The sequence below is a fragment of the Duganella lactea genome (assembly GCF_009857505.1).
Lineage (GTDB): Bacteria > Pseudomonadota > Gammaproteobacteria > Burkholderiales > Burkholderiaceae_D > Rugamonas > Rugamonas lactea.
Window position 1 is genome coordinate 105,835 of record NZ_WWCP01000001.1, and the last position, 20,608, is coordinate 126,442.

Annotated in this window: 21 protein-coding genes; 10 read left to right on the forward strand and 11 right to left on the reverse strand. The window is 64.2% G+C overall.

Translation table 11 applies throughout. The annotated features are described in order from the left end of the window. Both GTP44_RS00500 and GTP44_RS00505 read left to right on the forward strand, forming a co-directional pair. Positions 1–681: an ABC transporter ATP-binding protein gene (locus tag GTP44_RS00500; protein WP_160988467.1), complete on the forward strand. Its 681-nt coding sequence runs from the start codon at positions 1–3 to the stop codon at positions 679–681. After that, a complete protein-coding gene (locus GTP44_RS00505; protein WP_161017886.1) occupies positions 678–3,086 on the forward strand; it encodes an ABC transporter permease in 2,409 nt (802 codons plus the stop codon). Before GTP44_RS00500 ends, GTP44_RS00505 begins: the two co-directional genes overlap by 4 nt. Before the next feature lie 40 nt (positions 3,087–3,126). Here the strand turns inward: GTP44_RS00505 and GTP44_RS27965 are convergent, their stop codons facing one another. Together GTP44_RS27965 and GTP44_RS00515 are read right to left on the reverse strand one after the other, a co-directional pair. Next, positions 3,127–4,005: an FKBP-type peptidyl-prolyl cis-trans isomerase gene (locus GTP44_RS27965; RefSeq protein WP_161017887.1), complete on the reverse strand. Its 879-nt coding sequence runs from the start codon at positions 4,003–4,005 to the stop codon at positions 3,127–3,129. A 105-nt stretch (positions 4,006–4,110) separates the two neighbouring features. Then, complete coding sequence (locus GTP44_RS00515) at positions 4,111–5,991, reverse strand: potassium transporter Kup (RefSeq protein ID WP_161017888.1); 1,881 nt, start codon at positions 5,989–5,991, stop codon at positions 4,111–4,113. Positions 5,992–6,200: 209 nt separating this feature from the next. Here GTP44_RS00515 and rarD point away from each other — a divergent pair, with 209 nt between their 5' ends. Together rarD and ettA are read left to right on the forward strand one after the other, a co-directional pair. Next, positions 6,201–7,076, forward strand: coding sequence for an EamA family transporter RarD (gene rarD, locus GTP44_RS00520; protein ID WP_161017889.1), 876 nt, complete (start codon positions 6,201–6,203; stop codon positions 7,074–7,076). A gap of 74 nt (positions 7,077–7,150) precedes the next feature. Next, entirely contained in the window at positions 7,151–8,818 is a 1,668-nt protein-coding gene (ettA, locus tag GTP44_RS00525) for an energy-dependent translational throttle protein EttA (protein WP_090188862.1), read from the forward strand. An 81-nt stretch (positions 8,819–8,899) separates the two neighbouring features. Here ettA and GTP44_RS00530 read toward each other — a convergent pair whose 3' ends face one another. Together GTP44_RS00530 and GTP44_RS00535 are read right to left on the reverse strand one after the other, a co-directional pair. Then, entirely contained in the window at positions 8,900–9,505 is a 606-nt protein-coding gene (locus GTP44_RS00530) for an outer membrane beta-barrel protein (RefSeq protein WP_160988462.1), read from the reverse strand. Positions 9,506–9,714: 209 nt separating this feature from the next. Beyond that, positions 9,715–10,311, reverse strand: a complete 597-nt coding sequence (locus tag GTP44_RS00535) for an alpha-ketoglutarate-dependent dioxygenase AlkB family protein (RefSeq protein WP_161017890.1) — start codon at positions 10,309–10,311, stop codon at positions 9,715–9,717. A gap of 42 nt (positions 10,312–10,353) precedes the next feature. Between GTP44_RS00535 and GTP44_RS00540 the strand changes: the two genes are divergently transcribed. Then, positions 10,354–10,938: a molybdopterin-dependent oxidoreductase gene (locus GTP44_RS00540; RefSeq protein WP_160988460.1), complete on the forward strand. Its 585-nt coding sequence runs from the start codon at positions 10,354–10,356 to the stop codon at positions 10,936–10,938. Between the two features lies 1 nt (position 10,939). Here the strand turns inward: GTP44_RS00540 and GTP44_RS00545 are convergent, their stop codons facing one another. From GTP44_RS00545 to GTP44_RS00565, 5 genes are all read right to left on the reverse strand, one after another. Then, complete coding sequence (locus GTP44_RS00545; RefSeq protein WP_161017891.1) at positions 10,940–11,302, reverse strand: hypothetical protein; 363 nt, start codon at positions 11,300–11,302, stop codon at positions 10,940–10,942. A gap of 233 nt (positions 11,303–11,535) precedes the next feature. Then, entirely contained in the window at positions 11,536–12,387 is an 852-nt protein-coding gene (locus tag GTP44_RS00550) for a Rossmann-like and DUF2520 domain-containing protein (protein WP_161017892.1), read from the reverse strand. Continuing rightward, on the reverse strand, positions 12,374–13,120 hold the full coding sequence (locus tag GTP44_RS00555; protein ID WP_160988457.1) for an MgtC/SapB family protein: 747 nt from the start codon (positions 13,118–13,120) through the stop codon (positions 12,374–12,376). Before GTP44_RS00555 ends, GTP44_RS00550 begins: the two co-directional genes overlap by 14 nt. After that, a complete protein-coding gene (locus GTP44_RS00560; RefSeq protein ID WP_161017893.1) occupies positions 13,120–13,377 on the reverse strand; it encodes a hypothetical protein in 258 nt (85 codons plus the stop codon). Before GTP44_RS00560 ends, GTP44_RS00555 begins: the two co-directional genes overlap by 1 nt. Beyond that, positions 13,374–15,188, reverse strand: a complete 1,815-nt coding sequence (locus tag GTP44_RS00565) for an aminopeptidase P family protein (protein WP_161017894.1) — start codon at positions 15,186–15,188, stop codon at positions 13,374–13,376. Before GTP44_RS00565 ends, GTP44_RS00560 begins: the two co-directional genes overlap by 4 nt. A gap of 146 nt (positions 15,189–15,334) precedes the next feature. Between GTP44_RS00565 and GTP44_RS00570 the strand changes: the two genes are divergently transcribed. After that, the gene (locus GTP44_RS00570) at positions 15,335–15,682 is read left to right on the forward strand and encodes a type II toxin-antitoxin system RelE/ParE family toxin (protein ID WP_161017895.1); all 348 of its coding nucleotides are present in this window, start codon (positions 15,335–15,337) and stop codon (positions 15,680–15,682) included. Then, the gene (locus tag GTP44_RS28150; RefSeq protein ID WP_371867128.1) at positions 15,619–15,873 is read left to right on the forward strand and encodes a HigA family addiction module antitoxin; all 255 of its coding nucleotides are present in this window, start codon (positions 15,619–15,621) and stop codon (positions 15,871–15,873) included. The genes GTP44_RS00570 and GTP44_RS28150 overlap by 64 nt, the downstream gene beginning before the upstream one ends. Before the next feature lie 182 nt (positions 15,874–16,055). Here GTP44_RS28150 and GTP44_RS00580 read toward each other — a convergent pair whose 3' ends face one another. Further along, positions 16,056–16,292, reverse strand: a complete 237-nt coding sequence (locus GTP44_RS00580) for a hypothetical protein (protein ID WP_161017897.1) — start codon at positions 16,290–16,292, stop codon at positions 16,056–16,058. On the opposite strand from GTP44_RS00580, the gene GTP44_RS00585 reads away from it, so the two are divergent. From GTP44_RS00585 to GTP44_RS00595, 3 genes are all read left to right on the forward strand, one after another. Beyond that, positions 16,291–16,860, forward strand: coding sequence for a hypoxanthine-guanine phosphoribosyltransferase (locus GTP44_RS00585; RefSeq protein WP_160988452.1), 570 nt, complete (start codon positions 16,291–16,293; stop codon positions 16,858–16,860). The genes GTP44_RS00580 and GTP44_RS00585 overlap by 2 nt on opposite strands. A gap of 57 nt (positions 16,861–16,917) precedes the next feature. Then, positions 16,918–18,027 carry an AraC family transcriptional regulator gene (locus GTP44_RS00590; protein WP_161017898.1) on the forward strand — a complete coding sequence of 370 codons (1,110 nt, stop codon included), beginning with the start codon at positions 16,918–16,920 and terminating at the stop codon, positions 18,025–18,027. 79 nt (positions 18,028–18,106) lie between these two features. Next, positions 18,107–19,576 (forward strand): amidohydrolase family protein, encoded by a 1,470-nt coding sequence (locus GTP44_RS00595; RefSeq protein ID WP_160988450.1) that lies wholly within the window; start codon positions 18,107–18,109, stop codon positions 19,574–19,576. Here GTP44_RS00595 and GTP44_RS00600 read toward each other — a convergent pair. Beyond that, positions 19,573–20,526, reverse strand: coding sequence for an NAD(P)H-dependent flavin oxidoreductase (locus GTP44_RS00600; RefSeq protein WP_160988449.1), 954 nt, complete (start codon positions 20,524–20,526; stop codon positions 19,573–19,575). The genes GTP44_RS00595 and GTP44_RS00600 overlap by 4 nt on opposite strands. Positions 20,527–20,608 lie beyond the last annotated feature (82 nt).

Consider the following 20,608-nt stretch of genomic DNA (forward strand, 5'->3'; position numbering starts at 1 on the left):
ATGCTCAAACTTGTCGGCGTCAGCAAAGTTCACCAGGCGGGCGAAATCCAGACCACGGCCCTGGACCGCATCGACCTGGAAATCGAGGCAGGCGAATATGTCGCCATCACCGGGCCTTCCGGCTGCGGCAAATCGACCATGCTCGGCATCCTCGGGCTGCTGGACGTGCCGACGCGCGGCGAATACTGGTTCGAGGGCCAGAACATCGCCGGCTGGAGCGAGGCGCAGCTGAACAAGCTGCGGCGCGGCCGCATCGGCTTCATCTTCCAGAGTTTTAACCTGATCGAGGAGCTGACGGTGTTCGAGAATGTGGAACTGGCGCTGGAATACAACGGCACGCCGGCGCGCGAACGGCGCGAGCGCGTGACGGCGATGCTCAACAAGCTGGGGGTCGGCCACCGCGCCGGCCATCGTCCGTCGCAGCTGTCCGGCGGCCAGCAGCAGCGCGTGGCGATCGCCCGGGCGCTGGTGTCCGGCCCCGCCATGCTGCTGGCCGACGAGCCAACCGGCAATCTGGATAGCGCCCACGGTGATGAGGTCATGCGCCTGCTGCGCGACATCAACGCCGAAGGCACGACGGTGGTCATGGTCACGCACTCGCCCGACCACGCGGCGCAAGCCTCGCGCACCCTGAATCTGCTGGATGGGCGCATCATGGTCGATGCACTGCAGGCCGCATGATGTTGCGTGACTTCCGTATCGCCTGGCGCCTGCTGCTGCGCCATCCACTGAACTCCGCGGTGGAATTATTCGGCCTCGCCGCCGGCTTCGCCGTGTGTTTCCTGCTGATGGGCTTTGTGCACTACTCCTTCAGCTATGACCGCGATGTGCCGCAGCGCGAGCAGGTTTTCCTGATCAAGCACCGGCTCAATTTCATCCCGCAGCCGCAGTGGATGGAGTACACGCCATTCGCGCTGCGCAGCGTCGCCCTGCAAAGCGGCCTGCCGCTTGAGGCCAGTATCTGGTGGCCAAGGCAGGCAAGCGTGAACCAGCACGGCGTGCCGCGCATGGTCGACTATACCGCTGTCGATCCGGCGTTCGAACGAATTGCCGGACTGCGCGCGCTGCAAGGCGATCTGCAACAGGCGCTGACGCAGCCTGACGGTCTGGCGCTCACGCGCAAGGCCGCGCTCCAGCTGTTCGGCGTTAGCGAGGCGCTGGGCCGGAGCATCGTCCTCGATGGACACACGCTGCAGGTGTGCGCGCTGCTGCCGGACCGGCCATCCAACAGTACCCTGCAGTTCAACATGCTGGTCGGCACCGGCACGGCGCTGTGGACCGAGCAGCAGCGGCGCGAAGCGCTGTCCAACTGGATGGGCATCGCCGGCCGCATTTACGTCAAAACCAGCGCCAGCCCGGAAGCGCTGCAAAAAGCGCTGCAGGACGTGATCGACCGGGCCCCATGGGGCGATATGTCCTCGCCGGAACTGAAGGCGGCGCTGAATGGACGCAAGATGGTCGATATCGGGCTCGGTCCCTTGGCCGACGCTTACTTCGACCGCACGGTGGCCAACACCATGGGCGCCGGACAGCGCGGCGACCAGCGCATGGTGTTGGCGCTTGGCGCCGCCGGCCTGCTGATACTGCTGCTGGCGGTGGTCAACTACATCAATCTGGCGACCATGCGGGCGCAGCGCCGCCAGCGCGAAATCGCCGTGCGGCGCGTGATGGGCGCCGGCACGCGCCAGTTGCTGCTGCAGTTCATGAGCGAGGCGCTGCTGCTGTCCACCGCCGCCGCCACGCTGGGCGTGCTGCTGGCATGGCTACTGCTGCCGCTGGCGTCCGAACTGCTGCAACGGCAGCTGGACGGCGTGTTCACGCCGCTATCGGTGCTGGCCTGCGTGGCGTTCGGCGCGGTGGTCGGCGTGCTGGCCGGCGCCTACCCCGGCTGGCTGGCGCGCGGTATCGACATGCGCGCCACACTGGCGCAACGCAGCGGCGAGACGCCCGGCGGTGCATGGTTGCGGCGCGCACTGACGGCGGTGCAGTTCAGCGCCGCCATCGGCATGGGCAGCGTGGCGCTGGCCATTCTTTGGCAGACGCAGTTCGCCGCGTCCGCGCCCCCCGGCTTCGATCCTGCGCCGCTGCTGGCGGTGGAGATGCCGATCCCGGTCAGCCAACCGCCTGCGGACACGCTGCGCGAGGCGGTGGCGCGGCTCCCCGGCGTGGCCAGCGCGACCTGGAGTGGCAATGTGCCGGGCCGCGACGACCGCACCGGCACGCGCGGCAGCAGCAACGTCCAGCGTGTCGATGGCAGCAGCGTGGCATTGTCGGTGCAGTGGGTGGGAGCGGACTTCTTCAAGGTGTACAAGGTGCCGGCGCTGGCCGGCAGGGTGTTCGACGCGCGCGAGCGGCAGGCGGCGGAGGGTGAGCAGAACGTGGTGCTGAACCAGGCGGCGGTGACGGCGCTGGGATGGACCTCGGCGCAGCAGGCGCTGGGCCAGCGCATCAACGGCAGCCCGTGGCGCGTGGTCGGTGTGGCGCCGGACCTGCGCTGGGAAACACTGCGCGATCCGGTGCGGCCGATGATCTACATGGTACTGCGCGACAATGGCCTGATGACGGTGCGCCTGGACGGCAGCGTCGCGCGCGCCGAGGTGGAGGCGGCCATCGCCGCCGTCTGGCTGCGCCACTATCCGACGCAGCCGGTGTCGCTGCGGCCGGTGGCAGGCTACTACACGCAAGCGTACGCCGATGACCTGCGGCTGGCGCGCCTGCTGGCTTGCGCCACGGCGATGCTGCTGGTGCTGGCGGCGTTCGGCATCTACGTGCTGGCGGCGCACAGCGTGCAGCGGCGCGCGCGCGAGATCGTGCTGCGCAAGCTGCACGGCGCCGGCCGCGCGGCGATTGCGCTGCTGGTCGGCCGCGAGTTCGTGCTGCTGGCCGGCGTGGCGGCCTTGATCGCGCTGCCGCCGGCCTGGCTGGCGATCGCGCGCTATCTGGCGCCGTTCGCCGAGCGCTCGCCGCTGGGCGCCTGGGCGCCGCTGGCGGCACTGACGGCGGCGCTACTGGTGGTGCTGGCAGCCAGTGCGCGCCACACCTGGGCGGCGATGCGCATCACGCCGGCGCGCGCGCTGCGCGAATAGAAAAAGGCAGCCGAAGCTGCCTTTTCGATGCGCTCTGCGCTTACTTCACGGCGGTCAGCGAGATATCGAACACCAGCGTGGAGTTGGCGGGGATCGTGACGTTGCCGGCGGCGTCCTGCTGCGCGGCAGCGCCATACGCCAGATCAGGCGGAATGGTCAGCGTGCGGGTGCCGCCAACCTGCATCCCGACCAGGCCCTGATCCCAGCCCTTGATGACCGCGCCGGCGCCCAGCACGAAGGAGAAGTTGCTGTTGGTTTCCTTCAGCGCGCTGCGCAGCGTGACCGAGCCGCCATCATACACATACAGGTTGTAGGCCACGGTCAACGTCTTGCCGGCGGCGGCGGTGTCGCCGGTGCCGGTGGTGGTGTCCTTGATCACCAGCGTGGTTGGCGCCGGAACCGGTGTGACCACGACCGCCTTGGTGACGCTGACCATTTCGAAGTCGAACACCATCGGCGAGTTGGCCGGAATCGCGCTATAGGTGATGCCGTTGGCGGTCACCGCCTCGTAGGCGGTGGCGCCATACGCCAGGTTGGCGGGCAGGATCGCGGTGCGGGTGCCGCCGGCACGCATGCCGACCAGCGCCATGTCCCAGCCCGGGCCGATGCCGGCAGTGAACGCGCCGGCGCCCACGCCCACGGTGTAGGTGAACGTGGTGTTGCTGTCATAGGTGCTGCGCACCTTGTCGCCGCGATAGCCGTTGGCCGCGTTGTTGGCGTTGTACAGATAGCCGTTGTACTTGAAGGTCACGGTGTCGCCGGCCGCCGCCACCACGCTGCCGGTGCCAACGGCGGTCTCGGTCAGCTTGTAGTCCGGCTGCGCCACCACCACCGCCTGCGGAGTTTTATCGCCGCCGCCACAGGCGACCAGAGTTGCTGCGCAAGCCGCAGCAACGATAAGTTGCAACATCGCTTTCATATTTACCTTTTGATGAGTATTCGTATTCGGTCGTCCCGGCGCAGAAGTTTAGCAGACGTCAACCCTTCCACTCCCGGCACTACATTCAGTTACATCTTTTTGTCTTCAAATTTCCACTTGCGTGCCCAGTTCGATGACGCGGTTCGGTGGAATCTGGTAGTAGTCGGCGGCGCCGCGCGCATTGCGCGACATGGCCACGAACAGATGCTCGCGCCAGGTGGCCATGCCCTGCCCCGGCGCCGAAATCACCGTCTGGCGGGCGATGAAGAAAGACGTCTCCATCATCTCAAACGGCAGGCCCAGAGGCTCGCACAGCTGCATCACGCGCGGAATATCCGGCTCGTCCTTGAAGCCATAGTAGATGTTCAACTGATAGCACTGGTGCCCGAGGTCGGTGATCTTGGCCTGGTCGGCCGCCGCCACATACGGTTCCTCGACGATGTGCACGGTGACGAACACCACCCGCTCGTGCAGCACCTTGTTGTGCGACAGGTTGTGCAGCAGCGCGTGCGGCACGCCGTCGCTCTCGCCGCGCATGAAGATGGCGGTGCCATAGACGCGCGTCGGCGGCGCCACGAACAGCGATGCCAGGAAGTCCTCCAGCGGAATGGCGTGCTTCTGCAAGTTTTCAAACACCAGCTGGCGACCGCGCTTCCAGGTCAGCATCACGGTGAACAGCACCACGCCCAGCAGCAGCGGGAACCAGCCGCCGTGGAACAGCTTCAGCGTGCTGGCCGAGAACAGCGCGATGTCCAGCGTCAGGAACAGGCCGGTGGCGCCGATGCACAGCGCCAGCGGCAGGTGCCAGCGGTAGCGGATGACGAAGAAGGTCAGCACCGTGGTGGCCAGCATGGTGGCGGTGACGGCGATGCCGTAGGCGCCGGCCAGCTTGTCGGACGAGCCGAAGCCGACCACCGCCAGCAACACCACGATCAGTTGCAGCCAGTTGACGGCCGGGATGTAGATCTGGCCGATCTCGGTGGCCGAAGTGTGCAGGATGCGCATGCGCGGCAGCAGGCCAAGTGCGATGGCCTGCTTGGTCATCGAGAAGGTGCCGGAGATGGTGGCCTGCGAGGCGATCACCGCCGCCGCCGTGGACAGGATCACCAGCGGGTAGACGGCCCAGTCGCCCAGCTGGTGGAAGAACGGGTTGTCGACGGTGCCCGGATGGGTCAGCAGCAGCGCGCCCTGGCCCAGATAGTTCAGCGCCAGCGCCGGGAACACGATCATGAACCAGGCGGCGCGGATCGGCTGCTTGCCGAAGTGGCCCATGTCGGCGTACAGCGCCTCGGCGCCGGTCAGCGCCAGCACCACCGCGCCGATGGCGACAAAGGCGATCATGCGGTTCTCGTACATGAAGCGCAGCGCGTGGAGCGGATTGAGCGCGGCCAGGATCTGCGGCGCCTCGATGATGTTGATCACGCCCATGGCGGCCAGCGCGGCGAACCACAGCACCATGACCGGGCCGAAGAAGCGGCCGATGCCGGCGGTGCCGTGGCGCTGCATCGCGTACAGCGAGATCAGCACGATGATGGTGAGCGGCACGATGTACTGCTCCAGGCCGGGCGCGGCCACCTCCAGCCCCTCGATCGCGCCCAGCACCGAGATGGCCGGGGTGATCACGCTGTCGCCATAGAACATGGTGGCGCCGAACACGCCCAGCAGCATCAGCGGGAAGTGCCAGCGCGGCGCCGCCTTGCTGACCGAATTCAGGGCCAGCGCCATCAGCGCCATGATGCCGCCCTCGCCGCGGTTATCGGCGCGCAGCACCAGCGTCACGTACTTGAGCGAGACGATGATGGTCAGGCCCCAGAAAATCAGCGAAATAATGCCCAGCAGGTTGGCCTCGCTCAGCGCCAGGCCGTGCTCGGGATCGAAAATGGTTTTGAGGGTGTAAAGAGGGCTCGTGCCGATGTCGCCATAGACGATGCCGATCGCCGCCAGCGTCAGCGCCGCCAGACTGCTTTTCTTGTGTTGCTCGGTCAAGATTGCACCTGCTGTTGTTTTGGTGCATTGCACAATAGGTGATGTTTATGCAAAACGCAAGGATATTTTGGCATGGTCAAAAGCGGTTGGGACGATCAATACCGAGAGTGTACGCTGCCGCTCGCGCCAGCGCGAGCGCGGCCGCCAGCGGAGCGTGCACGGATGAGCGATAATGCCAGATTGACCATTCCTTTTAGCCGATCTTTCCGATGAATTCCGGTCTGTTGTACGCCTTGCTGGCCTTCCTGTTATGGGGCTTGTTCCCGTTGTATTTCCACGCCATCAAGGAAGTGCCGCCGCAGGAAATCCTCGCCCACCGCATGTTGTGGTCGCTGCTGTTCCTGGTGGTGGTGCTGAGCGTGCGCCAGCAGTGGAAATGGCTGCCCAGGGTGGCGCGGCAGCCGCGCGTGCTGGCCAGCTTTGGCGCCAGCGCGCTGCTGCTGACGGCCAACTGGGGCGTATATATCTGGGCCATCAACAACGGCCACGTCATCGACGCCAGCCTGGGCTACTTCATCAATCCGCTGATCAATGTGCTGCTGGGCGTGCTGGTGTTGCACGAGCGCCTGCGTCGCCGCCAGTGGCTGGCCATCGCGCTGGCCGCCAGCGGCGTGGCCTGGCTGACCTGGCAAGGCGGCCATCTGCCGTGGGTCGCGCTGATTTTGGGCATCACCTTCGGCTGCTACGGCCTGCTGCGCAAGACCGCGGCGCTGGAGGCGCTGGAAGGCTTGTCGCTGGAAACCATGTTGCTGCTGCCGCTGGCGCTGGCCTATGTCGGCTGGCTGACCTGGCACGGCCAGAACACCTTCCTTCACACGCCCAATGACAGCACCCGCTGGCTGCTGGCGGCGGCCGGGCCAATCACCGCGATTCCGCTGCTGCTGTTCGCCGCCGGCGCCCGCAAGATTCCGATGGCGGCGCTGGGGCTGGCCCAGTACCTGGCGCCGACCATCCAGGCGATGCTGGGCGTGTGGTTCTTCCACGAGGCCTTCCCGCCGCAACGGCTGATCGGCTTCATGATGATCTGGGGCGCGCTGATGCTGTTCGTGGCCGAGGGGCTGTGGGTCGGCCGGCGCGCCAAATAGTGGGAGAATAGTGGGAGAATACGCGGATTTATCGTATCCTGTCGTCCTTCCTTGCACCCTCACTGAGATTCTCAATGGCAAATTACGTCTATACCATGAACCGCGTGGGCAAAATCGTCCCGCCCAAGCGCCAGATTCTGAAAGATATTTCGCTGTCCTTCTTCCCAGGCGCAAAAATCGGCGTACTGGGCCTGAACGGCTCCGGTAAGTCGACCTTGCTGAAAATTATGGCCGGCATCGATACCGACATCCAGGGCGAAGCACGCCCGATGCCGGGTCTGAACATCGGCTACCTGCCGCAGGAGCCGCAGCTGGACCCGGAAAAAACCGTGCGCCAGGAAGTCGAATCCGGCCTCGGCGAGGCGTTCGAGGCGCAAGCCAAGCTGGACGCCGTGTACGCCGCCTACGCCGAGGAAGACGCCGACTTCGACGCGCTGGCCGCAGAGCAGGCGCGGCTGGAAGCGATCATCTCGTCGTCCGATGGCGGCAACCTGAATTTGCAACTGGAAATGGCCGCCGACGCGCTGCGCCTGCCGCCGTGGGACGCCAAGATCGGCGTGCTGTCCGGCGGTGAAAAGCGCCGCGTGGCGCTGTGCAAGCTGCTGCTGTCCAAACCGGACATGCTGCTGCTCGACGAACCGACCAATCACCTGGACGCGGAATCGGTCGAGTGGCTGGAGCAGTTCCTGCTGCGCTTCCCTGGCACCGTGGTCGGCATCACCCACGATCGCTACTTCCTCGACAACGCCGCCGAGTGGATTCTGGAACTGGACCGCGGCCATGGCATCCCATGGAAAGGCAACTACTCGTCGTGGCTGGACCAGAAGCAGGACCGTCTGAAGCAGGAAGAAGCCACCGAATCGGCGCGCCAGCGCGCGCTGCAGAAGGAACTGGAATGGTCGCGTCAGAATCCAAAGGCGCGTCAGGCCAAGTCGAAGGCGCGTCTGGCCCGTTTCAACGAGCTGAGCGAGTACGAATACCAGAAGCGCAACGAGACCCAGGAGATTTTCATCCCGGTGGCCGAGCGTCTGGGCAACGAAGTGATCGAATTCAAGAACGTGTCGAAAGGCTTCGGCGACCGCCTGCTGCTGGACAATGTTTCCTTCACGATTCCGCCGGGCGCCATCGTCGGCATCATCGGCCCGAACGGCGCCGGTAAATCGACGCTGTTCAAAATGATCGCCGGCATTGACCAGCCGGACAGCGGCGAAGTGGTGATCGGTAAGACCGCGCGCATTTCGCTGGTCGACCAGAGCCGCGACGCCTTGGCCGATAGCAAGACCGTGTTTGAGGACGTGTCCGGCGGCGCCGACGTGCTGAGCGTGGGCCGCTTCGAAATGCCGTCGCGCGCCTATCTGGGCCGCTTCAACTTCAAGGGCGGCGACCAGCAGAAGATCGTCGGCAACCTGTCCGGCGGTGAGCGCGGTCGTCTGCACTTGGCCAAGACGCTGCTCAAGGGCGGCAACGTATTGCTGCTGGATGAGCCGTCGAACGATCTGGACGTGGAAACCCTGCGCGCGCTGGAAGATGCGCTGCTGGAATTCGCCGGCTCGGTGATGGTGATCTCGCACGATCGCTGGTTCCTGGACCGTATCGCCACCCACATCCTGGCGTTCGAAGGCAACTCGCAAGTGACCTTCTTCGACGGCAACTACCAAGAGTACGAAGCCGACAAGAAGAAACGCCTGGGTGAGGAAGGCGCCAAGCCGAAGCGTATCCGCTACAAGCCGCTGACCAACTAATCAGCCGCACCATGTCAAAGGGCCGGGCCTGCGTTAGCAGACCCGGCCCTTCTTACTTGAAGAGACTATGCGACGCTGCGCTTAGAAGTTGTAGCGCAGGCCCGCAGTAACGGCACCGGCTTTACGACCGGTGTCGATATCGCTCTTGCCGTAGTTTTCATACTCCAGCGACACTTTCACGTTCTTGTTGATGGCGTACTCGCCACCCACCGAAGCGTACAGCGCGGTTTTGTTGTCGCTGCCGTTCAGCGAGGCGACGCCGCTGGTGGTCACTTCATTGTGATTGCGGGCGACGCCCAGCTTGCCGAACACGGCGAAGTCACGCGCCACAGGCCAGGTGCCTTTGCCGGCCACGTAGTACGAGTGCGCGTCGGTGTTGATGCCGCCAGCGGCGCCGCCCTGGGTGTAGTTGTAGCTGCGCTTGCCGAAGTCGGTGTAGCCGGCTTCTACCGCCCAGGTATTGTCGATGTTGTAACCACCGTAGATTTTGCCCGCGGCCTTGGAGCCGGTCTTGTTGTCGCCGCTTTGCGAACCATCGCCTGCGGCGTCGAAGTTGTAGCGGCTACCCACCACGCCCGCGCCGATGTAAGCGGTGCCGGCGGCGTCTTGGGTGTTCGATTGGGCGTAGGCGGCGGTGCCGCTCAGAGCGGCTGCGGAAGCAACCAGGGCGAAGATGATTTTTTTCATGATTTTGATCTTTCAGCAAAAAGTTAAAAAGTGGTCTTGCTTGGGATCGCAGTTACTAGCGAATTGCGATGTGTCCAAGATAGCACTCGAACTCCCACACGTCACGACCGAATTAGTAAGAAGTGTGACGAGATGTAAGCCAAACGATCATTGGCAAATTTCAAGATGCGCCAAACTTAAAGATGGCTTAAAGCCGTCGCGCAAGCGCGTCAGGCGATCAGCCGGAAGGTCAGATTGATGCGCGGCCCGCGCGGCGTGCGTTCCTTGTTGATGCCGTGCACCCAGTGCCGCTGCAACGTGCCGGCCATCAGCAGCAGGCTGCCGTCGCCCAGCGCCAGCTTGAGCGTATGCGAGCGGCTGCGGTGCTTGAGGATGAAGGTGCGCGGCGCGCCGAAGCTGAGCGAGGCGATGGCCGGCTCCGGCCCCAGCTCGGGCTCATCGTCGGCATGAAAGCCCATGCTGTCGCGTTCATCGCGGTAATAGTTGAGCAGTACGCTGTTGAAGCGGCGTCCGGTGGCTAGCTCGACGGCCTGCTGCAGATGCCGTTGCAAGGCCGTGAACGGCTGCGGATGAAAGGTTTTGCCGGAGTAGCGGTAGCTGGCCTCGCCGTGCCAGGCGGACAGGCGCGGCTGCGCATGCCATTTGCCCCATACATGGATTTGCTCGTGCCGCCAATCGGTCTCGGCCAGCAGGCGGCGCATCACCTCGTCCGGCGCCAGGTCGAGCGCCAGCCGCTGCTGAAACCACAGCTCGCCGTCTTCCAGCGGTATCGGCGTCAGAGAGGTATCGTCAGCAAACAGGTCCATGCACGGTATGATACCGGCACTAAGGATTCGAGGAGTTCCCGCATGAAAAAACGCCAATTCCTGGGCACGGCCGGGGTGGCCGGCCTGGCGGCGGCCTTGCCTGGCGCCGCCACAGCAGCCACCGCGCCAGCCGGCCCGGCCTTGCTGACCGTCACCGGCGCCATCACCAAGCCCAACCGGGGCAAGTTCGATCCGGCGCGCGATGTGATGATGGCCAAGCAGCAGATCCGTTTCGAGCACGCGCACGCGTTCGACTACGCCGCGCTGGCGGCGCTGCCGGCCGTCACCATCCAGCCGACGCTGGAATACGACGCGCGGCCACACACGCTGAGCGGCCCGCTGCTGCTGGACGTGATGCAAGCGGCCGGCGCGCAATTGCGCGACGACACCCGGCTGATCCTGCGGGCGGTGGATGGCTATGCGGCGGCGGTGACGGTGGCGCAGGCGCGCGCGCAACGCTGGATCGTCGCCACCCGGATGGATGGCGCGGCGATGGCGTTGGGCGGACTCGGCCCGTTATGGGCACTGTGCGATGCGGGCAAGGTGCCGGCGCTGGCCGCCCTGCCGCTGGCGGCGCGGTTCGGCGGCGCGCCGTGGGCGCTCTACCACATCGAGGTGAGTGGCTAGATCAGGCGTAGGCTTCGGCCAGGCTCATCACCCGAGGGGTGACGGTGATGCCGATGCCGCCGAACAGCGCGTTGATGGCGGCCATGTTGGCTTCCTGCTCTTCCGGCTTCCAGCCTTCGAACAGGTCGGTGCCGGCTTTCTGGAAGTGCAGGTCCAGCACCTTGCCGCGGTCCTTATGGGTGTAGCCACCGCTGTAGGTCTGCTTGAAGCCGAGGGCGGCCAGCTGGGCCAGCACTTCGGTGGGTGGATTGTCGGGATCGGTGGCCAGGAACACGCCGAAGGTCTTGCCCGGCGGTTTGGCGGCGATGTCCACGTCGTAAATGCCTGGCGCTTTCGTGACGGTCGTACTCTTCAGAAATAACATGTTCTTACCCCTACTTTATCCAAATTTGGCGCCGGTTAGCTTGCAGATTGATTCTTATAGAAAACATTCTGAGAAACAAGCTTATTGCTAATTCCGTGGTTTGTCGACTAATCCCGTACTTATTTTTCACATTTCGTGTCATTCCGCCTTCAGCCTGTTGTGCAGTGCGGCGCTACATCTACTTAAAATATAGTTGTTAAGTAGTAATTTACAAGGAGATACGCGCTGAAGCGCTATTTCCGCTGTTTTCGCCGCGCCAGATCTGTGGTCGGAGCGACAAGAGACTGATACAACGCTCCGGTGTCCGGGTCCCACTGACTGACCGCCTGCTGCTGCCGCGCCACGGTGGCCATATCGCCGCGCGCGATCGGGCCGCTGAGCGCCGCCGCCGCGCCAAGTCGGAACACATTGGCCATCGACTCGCTGGCCAGCGGCTGCGCCAGCTGGCGCGCCACCGGCTCCGGAATGCCGGCCGCCTGGTAGGCGCGCAGCGCGGCGTCCAGCACCGTGACCAGGTAGTTGCTGGCGAACACCGCCGCCGCGTGATACACCGTCTTGGCCGCGGCGTTGATCGGCACTGGCTGCGCGCCGATCGCTTGCAAGGCCGGCGTCAGCATGGCCAACGCGCCGGCATCGCCCTCGACGCCGCAGAAGGTGCCGGCAAATTGCGCCGCCACCGCCGCCGGATCGGCGAAGCTGCGCACCGGATGCACGCTGGCCACCAGCGCCCCGGCGTCGCGCGCGGCCTGCAGCCGGTCGGACGCCAGCGCGCCGCTGCAATGGAACACCACGCTGTCGCGCAGCGGCACCGCGCGCGCCAGCGCCTCGCTGGCGGCGACGATCTGGTCGTCGCCCACCGCCAGCAAGTGCACGGCGGCCGGCAGCAGTTGGTCATAGGCGCTGGCCACCTGGCCGGCGCCGATGAACGCCACCGCTTGCCGCGCCGAGTCCACCGAGCGGGTCAGCACCTGTTGCAGCGCGAAGGCGCCGTGCTGTGCGAACAGCCGTCCCAGCACGCGGCCCACGTGGCCGGCGCCGATCAGATTGAGGGACGCGGCCGGCGTCTCAGCGTCAGTTGCGCGCATGGGTCAACTGGTAGCTGTGGATGCCGTCGAACTCGGCCAGCTCGGCCGACAGCACCGCCATCGGCGCGCCGCTGCGCTTGCTGAAAGCAATCGCCACAAAGCGCCACTCCTGCATGCCGCCTTCGCTGCCGATCATCAGCGAGCCGCCGGCGATTTCATAGCCGCGCTGGGCCGCCATGGCGCGCAAGGCCTGCTCCTGCGGCCGGTAACCGGCCTTGAAGCGCATGGTGATGGCGATCGCGTGGCGCGACGGCAGCCACGCCTCGACCTTGGTCAGGAAAATCATCGAACCGGCGCACAACATCGCCAGGCCGATCGCGCCCAGATAGAAGCCCACGCCCACCATCACGCCGATCACCGACGAGGCCCAGATCGACGCCGCCGTGGTCAGGCCGCTGATGTTGAAGCCTTCGCGCATGATCACGCCGGCGCCGAGAAAGCCGATGCCGGTGACGATGCCCTGCACGATGCGGGTCGGGTCCGAGTTCACCAGAAAGGTCGACACATGGCCGCCGAACCAGTGGCCGGGGTAGCCGCCGATCACGGTCAGCGCGGCCGACGCCATGCACACCAGGCCATAGGTGCGCATGCCGGCCGCGCGGCCGTGGTACGAGCGCTCATAGCCCACCAGCAGGCCGAGCAGCAAGGCCCCCAGCAAATTCAGCAAAATCACCGCGTTGGTGGCCAGCTCCGAGTGCGACCAGTAGGCCTGCAGGAATTCAATGGCGGGCATCAAGAGCCTTTTTTAGTGAGCTGCTTTTCAAAGGCAACATCCAGTTTGCTGACCCGCTTCGGCGCCGGCGGCGCGATGCCGTTGACGAAGGCGACGAATTGATCCAGCTCCATCGGCGCGTTCAGCGGCGCGTTGCCGGCGCCCTCGGACAGCAGAAAGTGGCCGTTGCCGGTGACGGTCATCGAATATTTCTCATTGCCGGTGCGGCGCTTGAGGCGGTCGATGGCGCTGGTGGCTCGGGTTGCGCGGCCGCTCATAAGGCCTCCGTGCGGGTGTGCAGCCAAGCCAGCGCGGCGCCGGACAGCAACGGCGCCAGGCGCTTGCGCACCGTGGCGTGATAGTCGTTCAGCCAGCGCAGCTCATCGGCGCGCAGCAGCGCGGTTTCGATGCAGCGGGTATCGATCGGGCACATAGTCAGGGTTTCAAAGTTGAGGAATTCGCCAAAGCCGGTCTGGCCGGCGGGACGGTTGAGCACCAGGTTTTCGATGCGGATGCCCCAGCGGCCGGTGCGGTACAAGCCCGGCTCGATGGAGGTGATCATGCCCGGCTCCATCGCCGTCTGCGGCTCCGGCATGGCCGACTGCGAGATCGATTGCGGGCCTTCATGCACGTTGAGGAAGTAGCCGACGCCGTGGCCGGTGCCGTGGCCATAGTCCAGGCCCTCGGCCCACAGCGGCGCGCGGGCGATGGCGTCCAGCATCGGCGAGCGGGTGCCGCGCGGGAAGCGGGCGACCGACAAGGCGATCAGCCCCTTCAGCACCAGCGTGAAATCGCGGCGGTGCTCCTCGGTGATGCGGCCGACCGCCACCACGCGGGTGATATCGGTGGTGCCGCCCAGATACTGGCCGCCGGAATCGATCAGCAGCAGACCGTTGCCCTCGATGGTGGCGTGGCGCGCTTCGGTGGCGCGGTAATGCATGATGGCGCCGTTGGCGCCAAAGCCGGCGATGGTGGCGAAGCTCGGGCTGATGAAGCCGGGGCGGCGCGCGCGGGCGGCGGTGATCTGCCGGTCAATGTCGACTTCGGTCAGCGGAGCGCGATCCGGGTCGGACAGTGTTTGCTCCAGCCAGGTGAAGAATTCGCACAGCGCGGCGCCATCCTGGTCCATCGTGGCGCGCACGTGGATGGCGTCCTGCTCGCTTTTGCGCGACTTGGCCAGCGTGGTCGGGTTGATCGCCTCGATGACCTGGACCGTGGCCGGTAGCCATAGACAGGTGCCGTAGGTGACGCGGCGCGGGTCGAGCAGCACGGTGGCGTCGGCCGGCAGCGCGCCGAGGGCGGCGGCGGCCGTTTCATACGGCGCGACATCGATCCCCTCGGTGGCCAGCGCGGCGCGCAGTGCGGACGGGATTTTGCCGTCGGCGACGTAAATCGTCGCACCCGCCGGCGTGATCAGCGCGTGCGACAGGAATACCGGGTTGAAGTTGACGTCGGCGCCGCGCAGGTTGAACAGGTAGGCGATGTCGTCCAGCGTCGACAGCAGGTGGTGATTAGCGCCGGCCTGTTGCAGGGCGTCGCGCAGCGCGGCCAGCTTGTCGCGGCGGCTGTGCGTGGCGTGGGGCGGCAGATGTTCGTCAATCGGCGCGGCCGGCAGCGCCGGACGGTCTTGCCAGACCTGCGCCAGCAGGTCGAGGTCCGTGTTCAATTTGACATGCTTGGCGCCCAGCGCGGTGTGCAGCAAGCGGGCGATGGCCAGGCCGAGCACGGCGCCGTCGACGGCCAGGGTCTGGCCGGATTCCAGATTGCTTGCCAACCAGTCAACATATTGCACGCTGGCGCCGGAGGTCAGCTTCATCAGCTGGATGCCGGTTTCGGCCAGTTGCTGCTCGGCCTGAGTCCAGTAGCGGGCGTCGGTCCACAGGCCGGCGAACGCTGGCGTGATGATCAGGGTACCGACCGAGCCGGTGAAGCCGGACGCCCATTCACGGCCTTGCCAGCGTTCCGGCAGGTATTCGGACAGGTGCGGATCGGCCGATGGAATCATCAGCGCGTCGATCTGGCGCTGACGCATCGCGGCCCGCAATCGGGCCAGGCGCTCGGCGACCTGGGAAGGGGTTGGGGTATCCATAAAAAACATTCTAAATAACTTGTTCCCATGATACCGCGATTACCTGATCTGCCGCTAAAGGGTCGGGACCGCGCAATGCTCAAATAGCTCAGCTTGTTGTAGCTTGTTGTAGCTTGTTGTGTTAACAACGCAGATCTATATTGATCATGATCGTCTCATTCCGACACCAGGGATTACGAAAGTATTTCGAGACCGGCACGCTGGCTGGAATACAGCCTCATCATGAGTCGCATCTTAAATATTTACTTGCAGCATTGGATAGCGCTGAACTAGTGGAGCATATCGATCGGCCAGGCCGGCATTTCCATCAACTGAAAGGAACCAAACCTCAACGCTGGGCGGTGAATGTTAATGCCAATTGGCGCCTGACGTTTGAATTTAAACAAGGAAAAGCGTATGCCGTTGATTACCAGGATTATCACCAATGGAAATGTACAATCCCCCTACCCCTGGTGAATTTATTAAATGGTGGTATTTTGATGCCAATAAAATAAGTGCGCGTCAATTCGGCGAGCAATTAGACGTATCACCACCGACTGTCAATCGTCTATTAAATGGACAAGGCAGAATTACACCCGCTATGGCAGAACGCGTATCCAGAGTCGTTGGCCGCTCGGTGGATAGTTGGATACGGCTTCAAGAAATGCAGGATCGGTGGCAGGAGCGGCTGCGCAGTGCGGCTTGATGAGATTTACATGCCGGAAACTGGTTAGTTCATGCTTATTTTTGGCATGACTTGGGCGAAAAAGCCCGCCTTCACTATCTCTGCAACAGGTGCAAAGTCTGATTCACACGCTGGCGTCTTCTTCCCGAATTTAATATAAGTGCGACTGAAATTAAAACACGCATATCAGCTTCCGTCCGAGCTCATTTAATTGCAATAGCAAAATCGGCTGAACGGAAGACTATTATCCGCCTGCGCCGTACGCCATTTTCTCGACGGTCGGATGTTTCGATCAGATGGCCGAACCACCACGATCCGCAGCATGTCCTTTCATCCATCGCGCCCTGCCAGATGACGACAAAATCATCACGGATGTGCCCGACTACCAATAAATGGAGGATAATATCGTCCTCCATATGTTTTCTTATGACAAAGATCATGCAAGATTTCCACCACAACCGCGCCCGCGCACTGATGCAGAACGCCGAAGAGCTTTACACCAAACAGGACGTCGATAAGGCCGTCACTGAAATGGCCAATACCCTGAACGCTCGCTACGATCAACCGGACAGCGAAGAATTCCCGCTGGTACTGGGTGTGATGGGCGGTGCCGTGGTATTCACCGGCAACCTGCTGCCGCAGCTGACCTTCCCGCTTGAATTCGACTATATCCACGTCAGCCGCTACGGCGACGAAGACCGGGGCGGCGAGGTGGTCTGGAAAGTGGTGCCACGTTCCAACGTCAGCGGCCGCACCGTCATCGTGCTGGACGACATTCTGGACGAAGGCGAAACGCTGGCCCACGTCAAACAGCGTCTGCTGGACATGGGCGCCAAGGAAGTGATCCTGGCCGTGTTCTGCGACAAGGCCATCGGCAAGGCCAAACCGGTGCGGGCGGACATCGTCGGCATCACCATCCCGAACCGCTTCGTGGTCGGCTTCGGCATGGACGCCTACGGCTACTGGCGCAACCTGCCGGGCCTGTGGGCGATCAACACCGAGAACTGATCTGCCCGGCCGCCGCCGGCGATTGCCACACGCGGCCGATAATGGCACGATGACGGGATGGTGAACACGATCATCTCCTGGCTCTTTCTTGCCGCCATCGCGCAGGCGGTGTTTCTCAGCATCTCGCTGATCCATCCGCGCCAGCCGGAGATGCGCACCGCTAACCGGCTGCTGTCGGCGCTGCTGCTTATTTTTTCAGCAATCATCGGCCATGCGTGGCTGGGGCTGAACCATCTGTACCAGGCTTATCCGCACAGCGCGCTGGCGATTGTCACGCTGGGGCTGGCGGTGGGGCCGCTGCTCTACCTCTACCTGCACGCCATACTGTCCGATGCGCCGCTGGGGCGGCGCGCGCTGCTGCATTTCCTGCCGTTTGCCGTCACCACGTTGGCGATGCTGCCCTTCTACTTGCGTACGGCCAACGAAAAACTGGCCTGGATGCGCGGATTCGACGGCTGGCCGTGGTATCTGGCGCTGTTCGCCGTGGTCAAAATGGCCATCCTGTTTTGCTACCTGCGCGCCGGCCATCGGCTGGTGCAACGTGTACCGGCCGAGTCCGCGCTGGTGGCCGATCTGCGCCGGCTGATGCGCGTCTGGCTCTTCAGCGCCGGGCTCAGCGTGCTCGCCGTGGCGATGGCGGCGGCGGATGCCGACCTGCCGCTGTCGGTGGAGGCGGTGGATGGCGGCGCGCTGATGCTGTTCGTGTTCGCCACCGCCTACACGGCAATGCGATTGCCGCTCGGCTATCGTCCGCAAGCGCTGCCACCCGCGCCACCGCCCAAGCCGCGCTACGCCGACAAGCCACTCGCCGCCACCGAGCGCGACGCCTTCCTGGCCAGGCTGACCAGCTGCATGGAGCAAGACCAGCCATTTCGCAACGGCGAATTGAAGCTGGAAGAGCTAGCCACGCAGGTCGCGTTGACGCCGCACGAACTATCCCAGATCATCAATCAACACTGCGGCGTCAATTTCGCCGATTTCCTGAATCGCTACCGCGTGGACGCGCTGAAAACCGCCCTGCACGACCCGAGGCAAGCCAGCACCAGCATTCTTGACCTGTCACTGATGGCTGGATTTAACAGCAAAAGCGCGATGAACCGCGCATTTAAGAAACACACCGGCATGACGCCGGGTGAATTCCGTGAACAGGCGCAAGCGCCCGCGTAGCGACGTGCCAAATCATGATCCGGGACGCAAATCGCGCCCCGGCACGCCACACTGGCTCCACCAACCCAAGGAGCCCCGCATGAAATTCCCCCAATTTATCGTCAGCTTGCTGATGTGCGCCCCGGCCATGGCCGGCCAGACCTGGATCACCAACGTCAAGCTGGTGTCGCCGGAAAAACTGGACCGCATCGAGTCCGGCAGCGTCCTGATCGAGAATGAGCGCATCGTCCGCGTCGAGCGCGGTGCCGATAACAGGACACCGGCCGGCGCCACCCGCGTCGATGGCCAAGGCTACTACCTGACGCCCGGCCTGATCGACTCGCATGTCCATCTGTTCGCCGTGCCCGGCATGAGCTTCGAGCAATCCGAACACATGCAAGCCATGGCCGACGCTTACTTCGCGCAAATGCCGCGATCTTATCTCTACTACGGCTACACGACCGTGATCGACCTGGCCGCCGGCAGCCGCGCCTTCATCGACCGGGTCAAGGCCATGCCGCTGCACCCGGACATCTACGACTGCGGCGCGCCGCTGGTGATCGCCAATGGCTACCCGTCGGCCTTCATCGCGCCGGCAAAGCGCTTCCAGATGTTTTCCAATTTCATTTACGATGCCGCGCAGAAGGACAAGATCCCCGCCCAGTACAAGCCGGAAGACTACACCGTGGCCCAAGGCGTGGCCCGCGTCAAGGCCGACCACGCCATCTGCCTGAAAACCCACTACGAGCGTGGCTTCGGCAGCCAGCGCAACCTCCCGGTGATGAGCCCGGAGATGTACGCCGACGTGCGCCGGCAGGCAAAGCAGGCCGATCTGGTACTGGTCACCCACGCCAATTCACTGGAAGCGCAAACCTTCGCCGTCAACGGCGGCGCCGATGTCCTGGCGCACGGCATGTGGCACTGGGGTGCACTGAACAATTCGAAGGAGTTACCGGAAGAAGTGACGACATTGCTGGACAAAGTCGTCGAAAAGAACATCGGCTACCAGCCGACGATGCAAGTGCTGTACGGTCTGCGCGCCTATGTCGATCCGGACTACCTGAACACGCCGGCACTGGCCAAACTGCTGCCGCCAGCCATGCTGGCCTGGCTGAAAACGCCGGAAGGCAACTGGTTCAAGGAAGAAGTGGCGGAAGAAGGTGAAACCGACGAGGCGGTTCGCCAGGGCATGGAAGCGCCGCTGCGCCGCCAGCGCCAGGTGGTGGCCTATTTGGCGGGCAAGAACGCGAACTTCCTGTTCGGCACCGACACGCCGTCCTCGCCAACCTACGGCAACATACCGGGCCTGAACGGCTATCTGGAGATGCAAAACCTGCGCAACGCCGGCCTGTCGCTGGCACAAATCTTCCAGGCCGCCACCATCAACAACGCCCGGGCCTTCCATCTGGACCGGGACCTCGGCACCATCGAAGCGGGCAAAGTCGCCAACCTGCTGCTACTGAAGGAATCGCCGCTGCAACATATCCGCGCCTACGACGCGGTCGACACGGTCTGGCTACGCGGCAAACCGGTGGCGCGGGACAGCCTGACCGCCGGGGGCGGCGACTAAAGCGCCAGGCGGGCGCGGGCGGCGTCGTACTCGCGCTTCAGGCGCGCGACCATCTCGGCGGTGGTCGGGATGTCGTCCATCAGGCCGACGCCCTGGCCGGCGCCCCAGATGTCGCGCCAGGCTTTGGCGCTGCTGGAGCCGAAGTTCATCGCGCTCTTGTCGGCGGTCGGCAGCGCGTCCGGGTCCAGGCCGGCGGCGACGATGGACTTCTTCAAATAATTGCCGTGAACGCCGGTGAACAGATTGGAATACACGATATCGGCCGCCGTCGATTCGACGATCGCCTCGCGGTAGTCGTCGCTGACGTTGGATTCCTGCGTCGCCAGCCAGCGCGAGCCGATATACGCGAAGTCGGCGCCCATGGCCTGGGCCGCCAGCACGGCGTCGCCGGTGGCGATCGAGCCGGACAGCGCGATCGGGCCCTGGAAGAATTTGCGCACCTCGCCCACCAGCGCGAACGGCGACAGCGGGCCCGCATGGCCGCCGGCGCCGGCCGCCACCAGGATCAGGCCGTCCACGCCCGCTTCCAGCGCTTTTTCCGCGTGACGGATGGAAATCACGTCGTGCAGCACGATGCCGCCATAGCTGTGGATGGCGTCCAGCATCTCTTTCGGCGGCGCGCGCAGCGAGGAAATGATGATCGGAATCTGGTGCTTCACGCACACTTCCACGTCATGCGCCAGGCGGTCGTTCGACTGGTGCACGATCTGGTTGACGGCGATCGGGCCGACCCGCTGGTCCGGGTTGGCGGCCTGATAGTCGGCCAGCTCCTTCTGCAGATCGGTCAGCCACACGTCCAGCAACTCGGCCGGACGCGCGTTCAGCGCCGGGAACGAGCCGACGATGCCGGCCTTGCACTGGGCCGCCACCAGCTTGGGACCGCTGGCGATAAACATCGGGGAGGCGATGACGGGAAGAGTGAGGTTTTGCAGGACTGCAGGCAAGGCCATGGCGTGCTCGCTGACGTGAGTTGATCGGGTCGAACGATTATAGATCGAAAATAGTACGACCGTGCCGCAAATAGACCTCGCC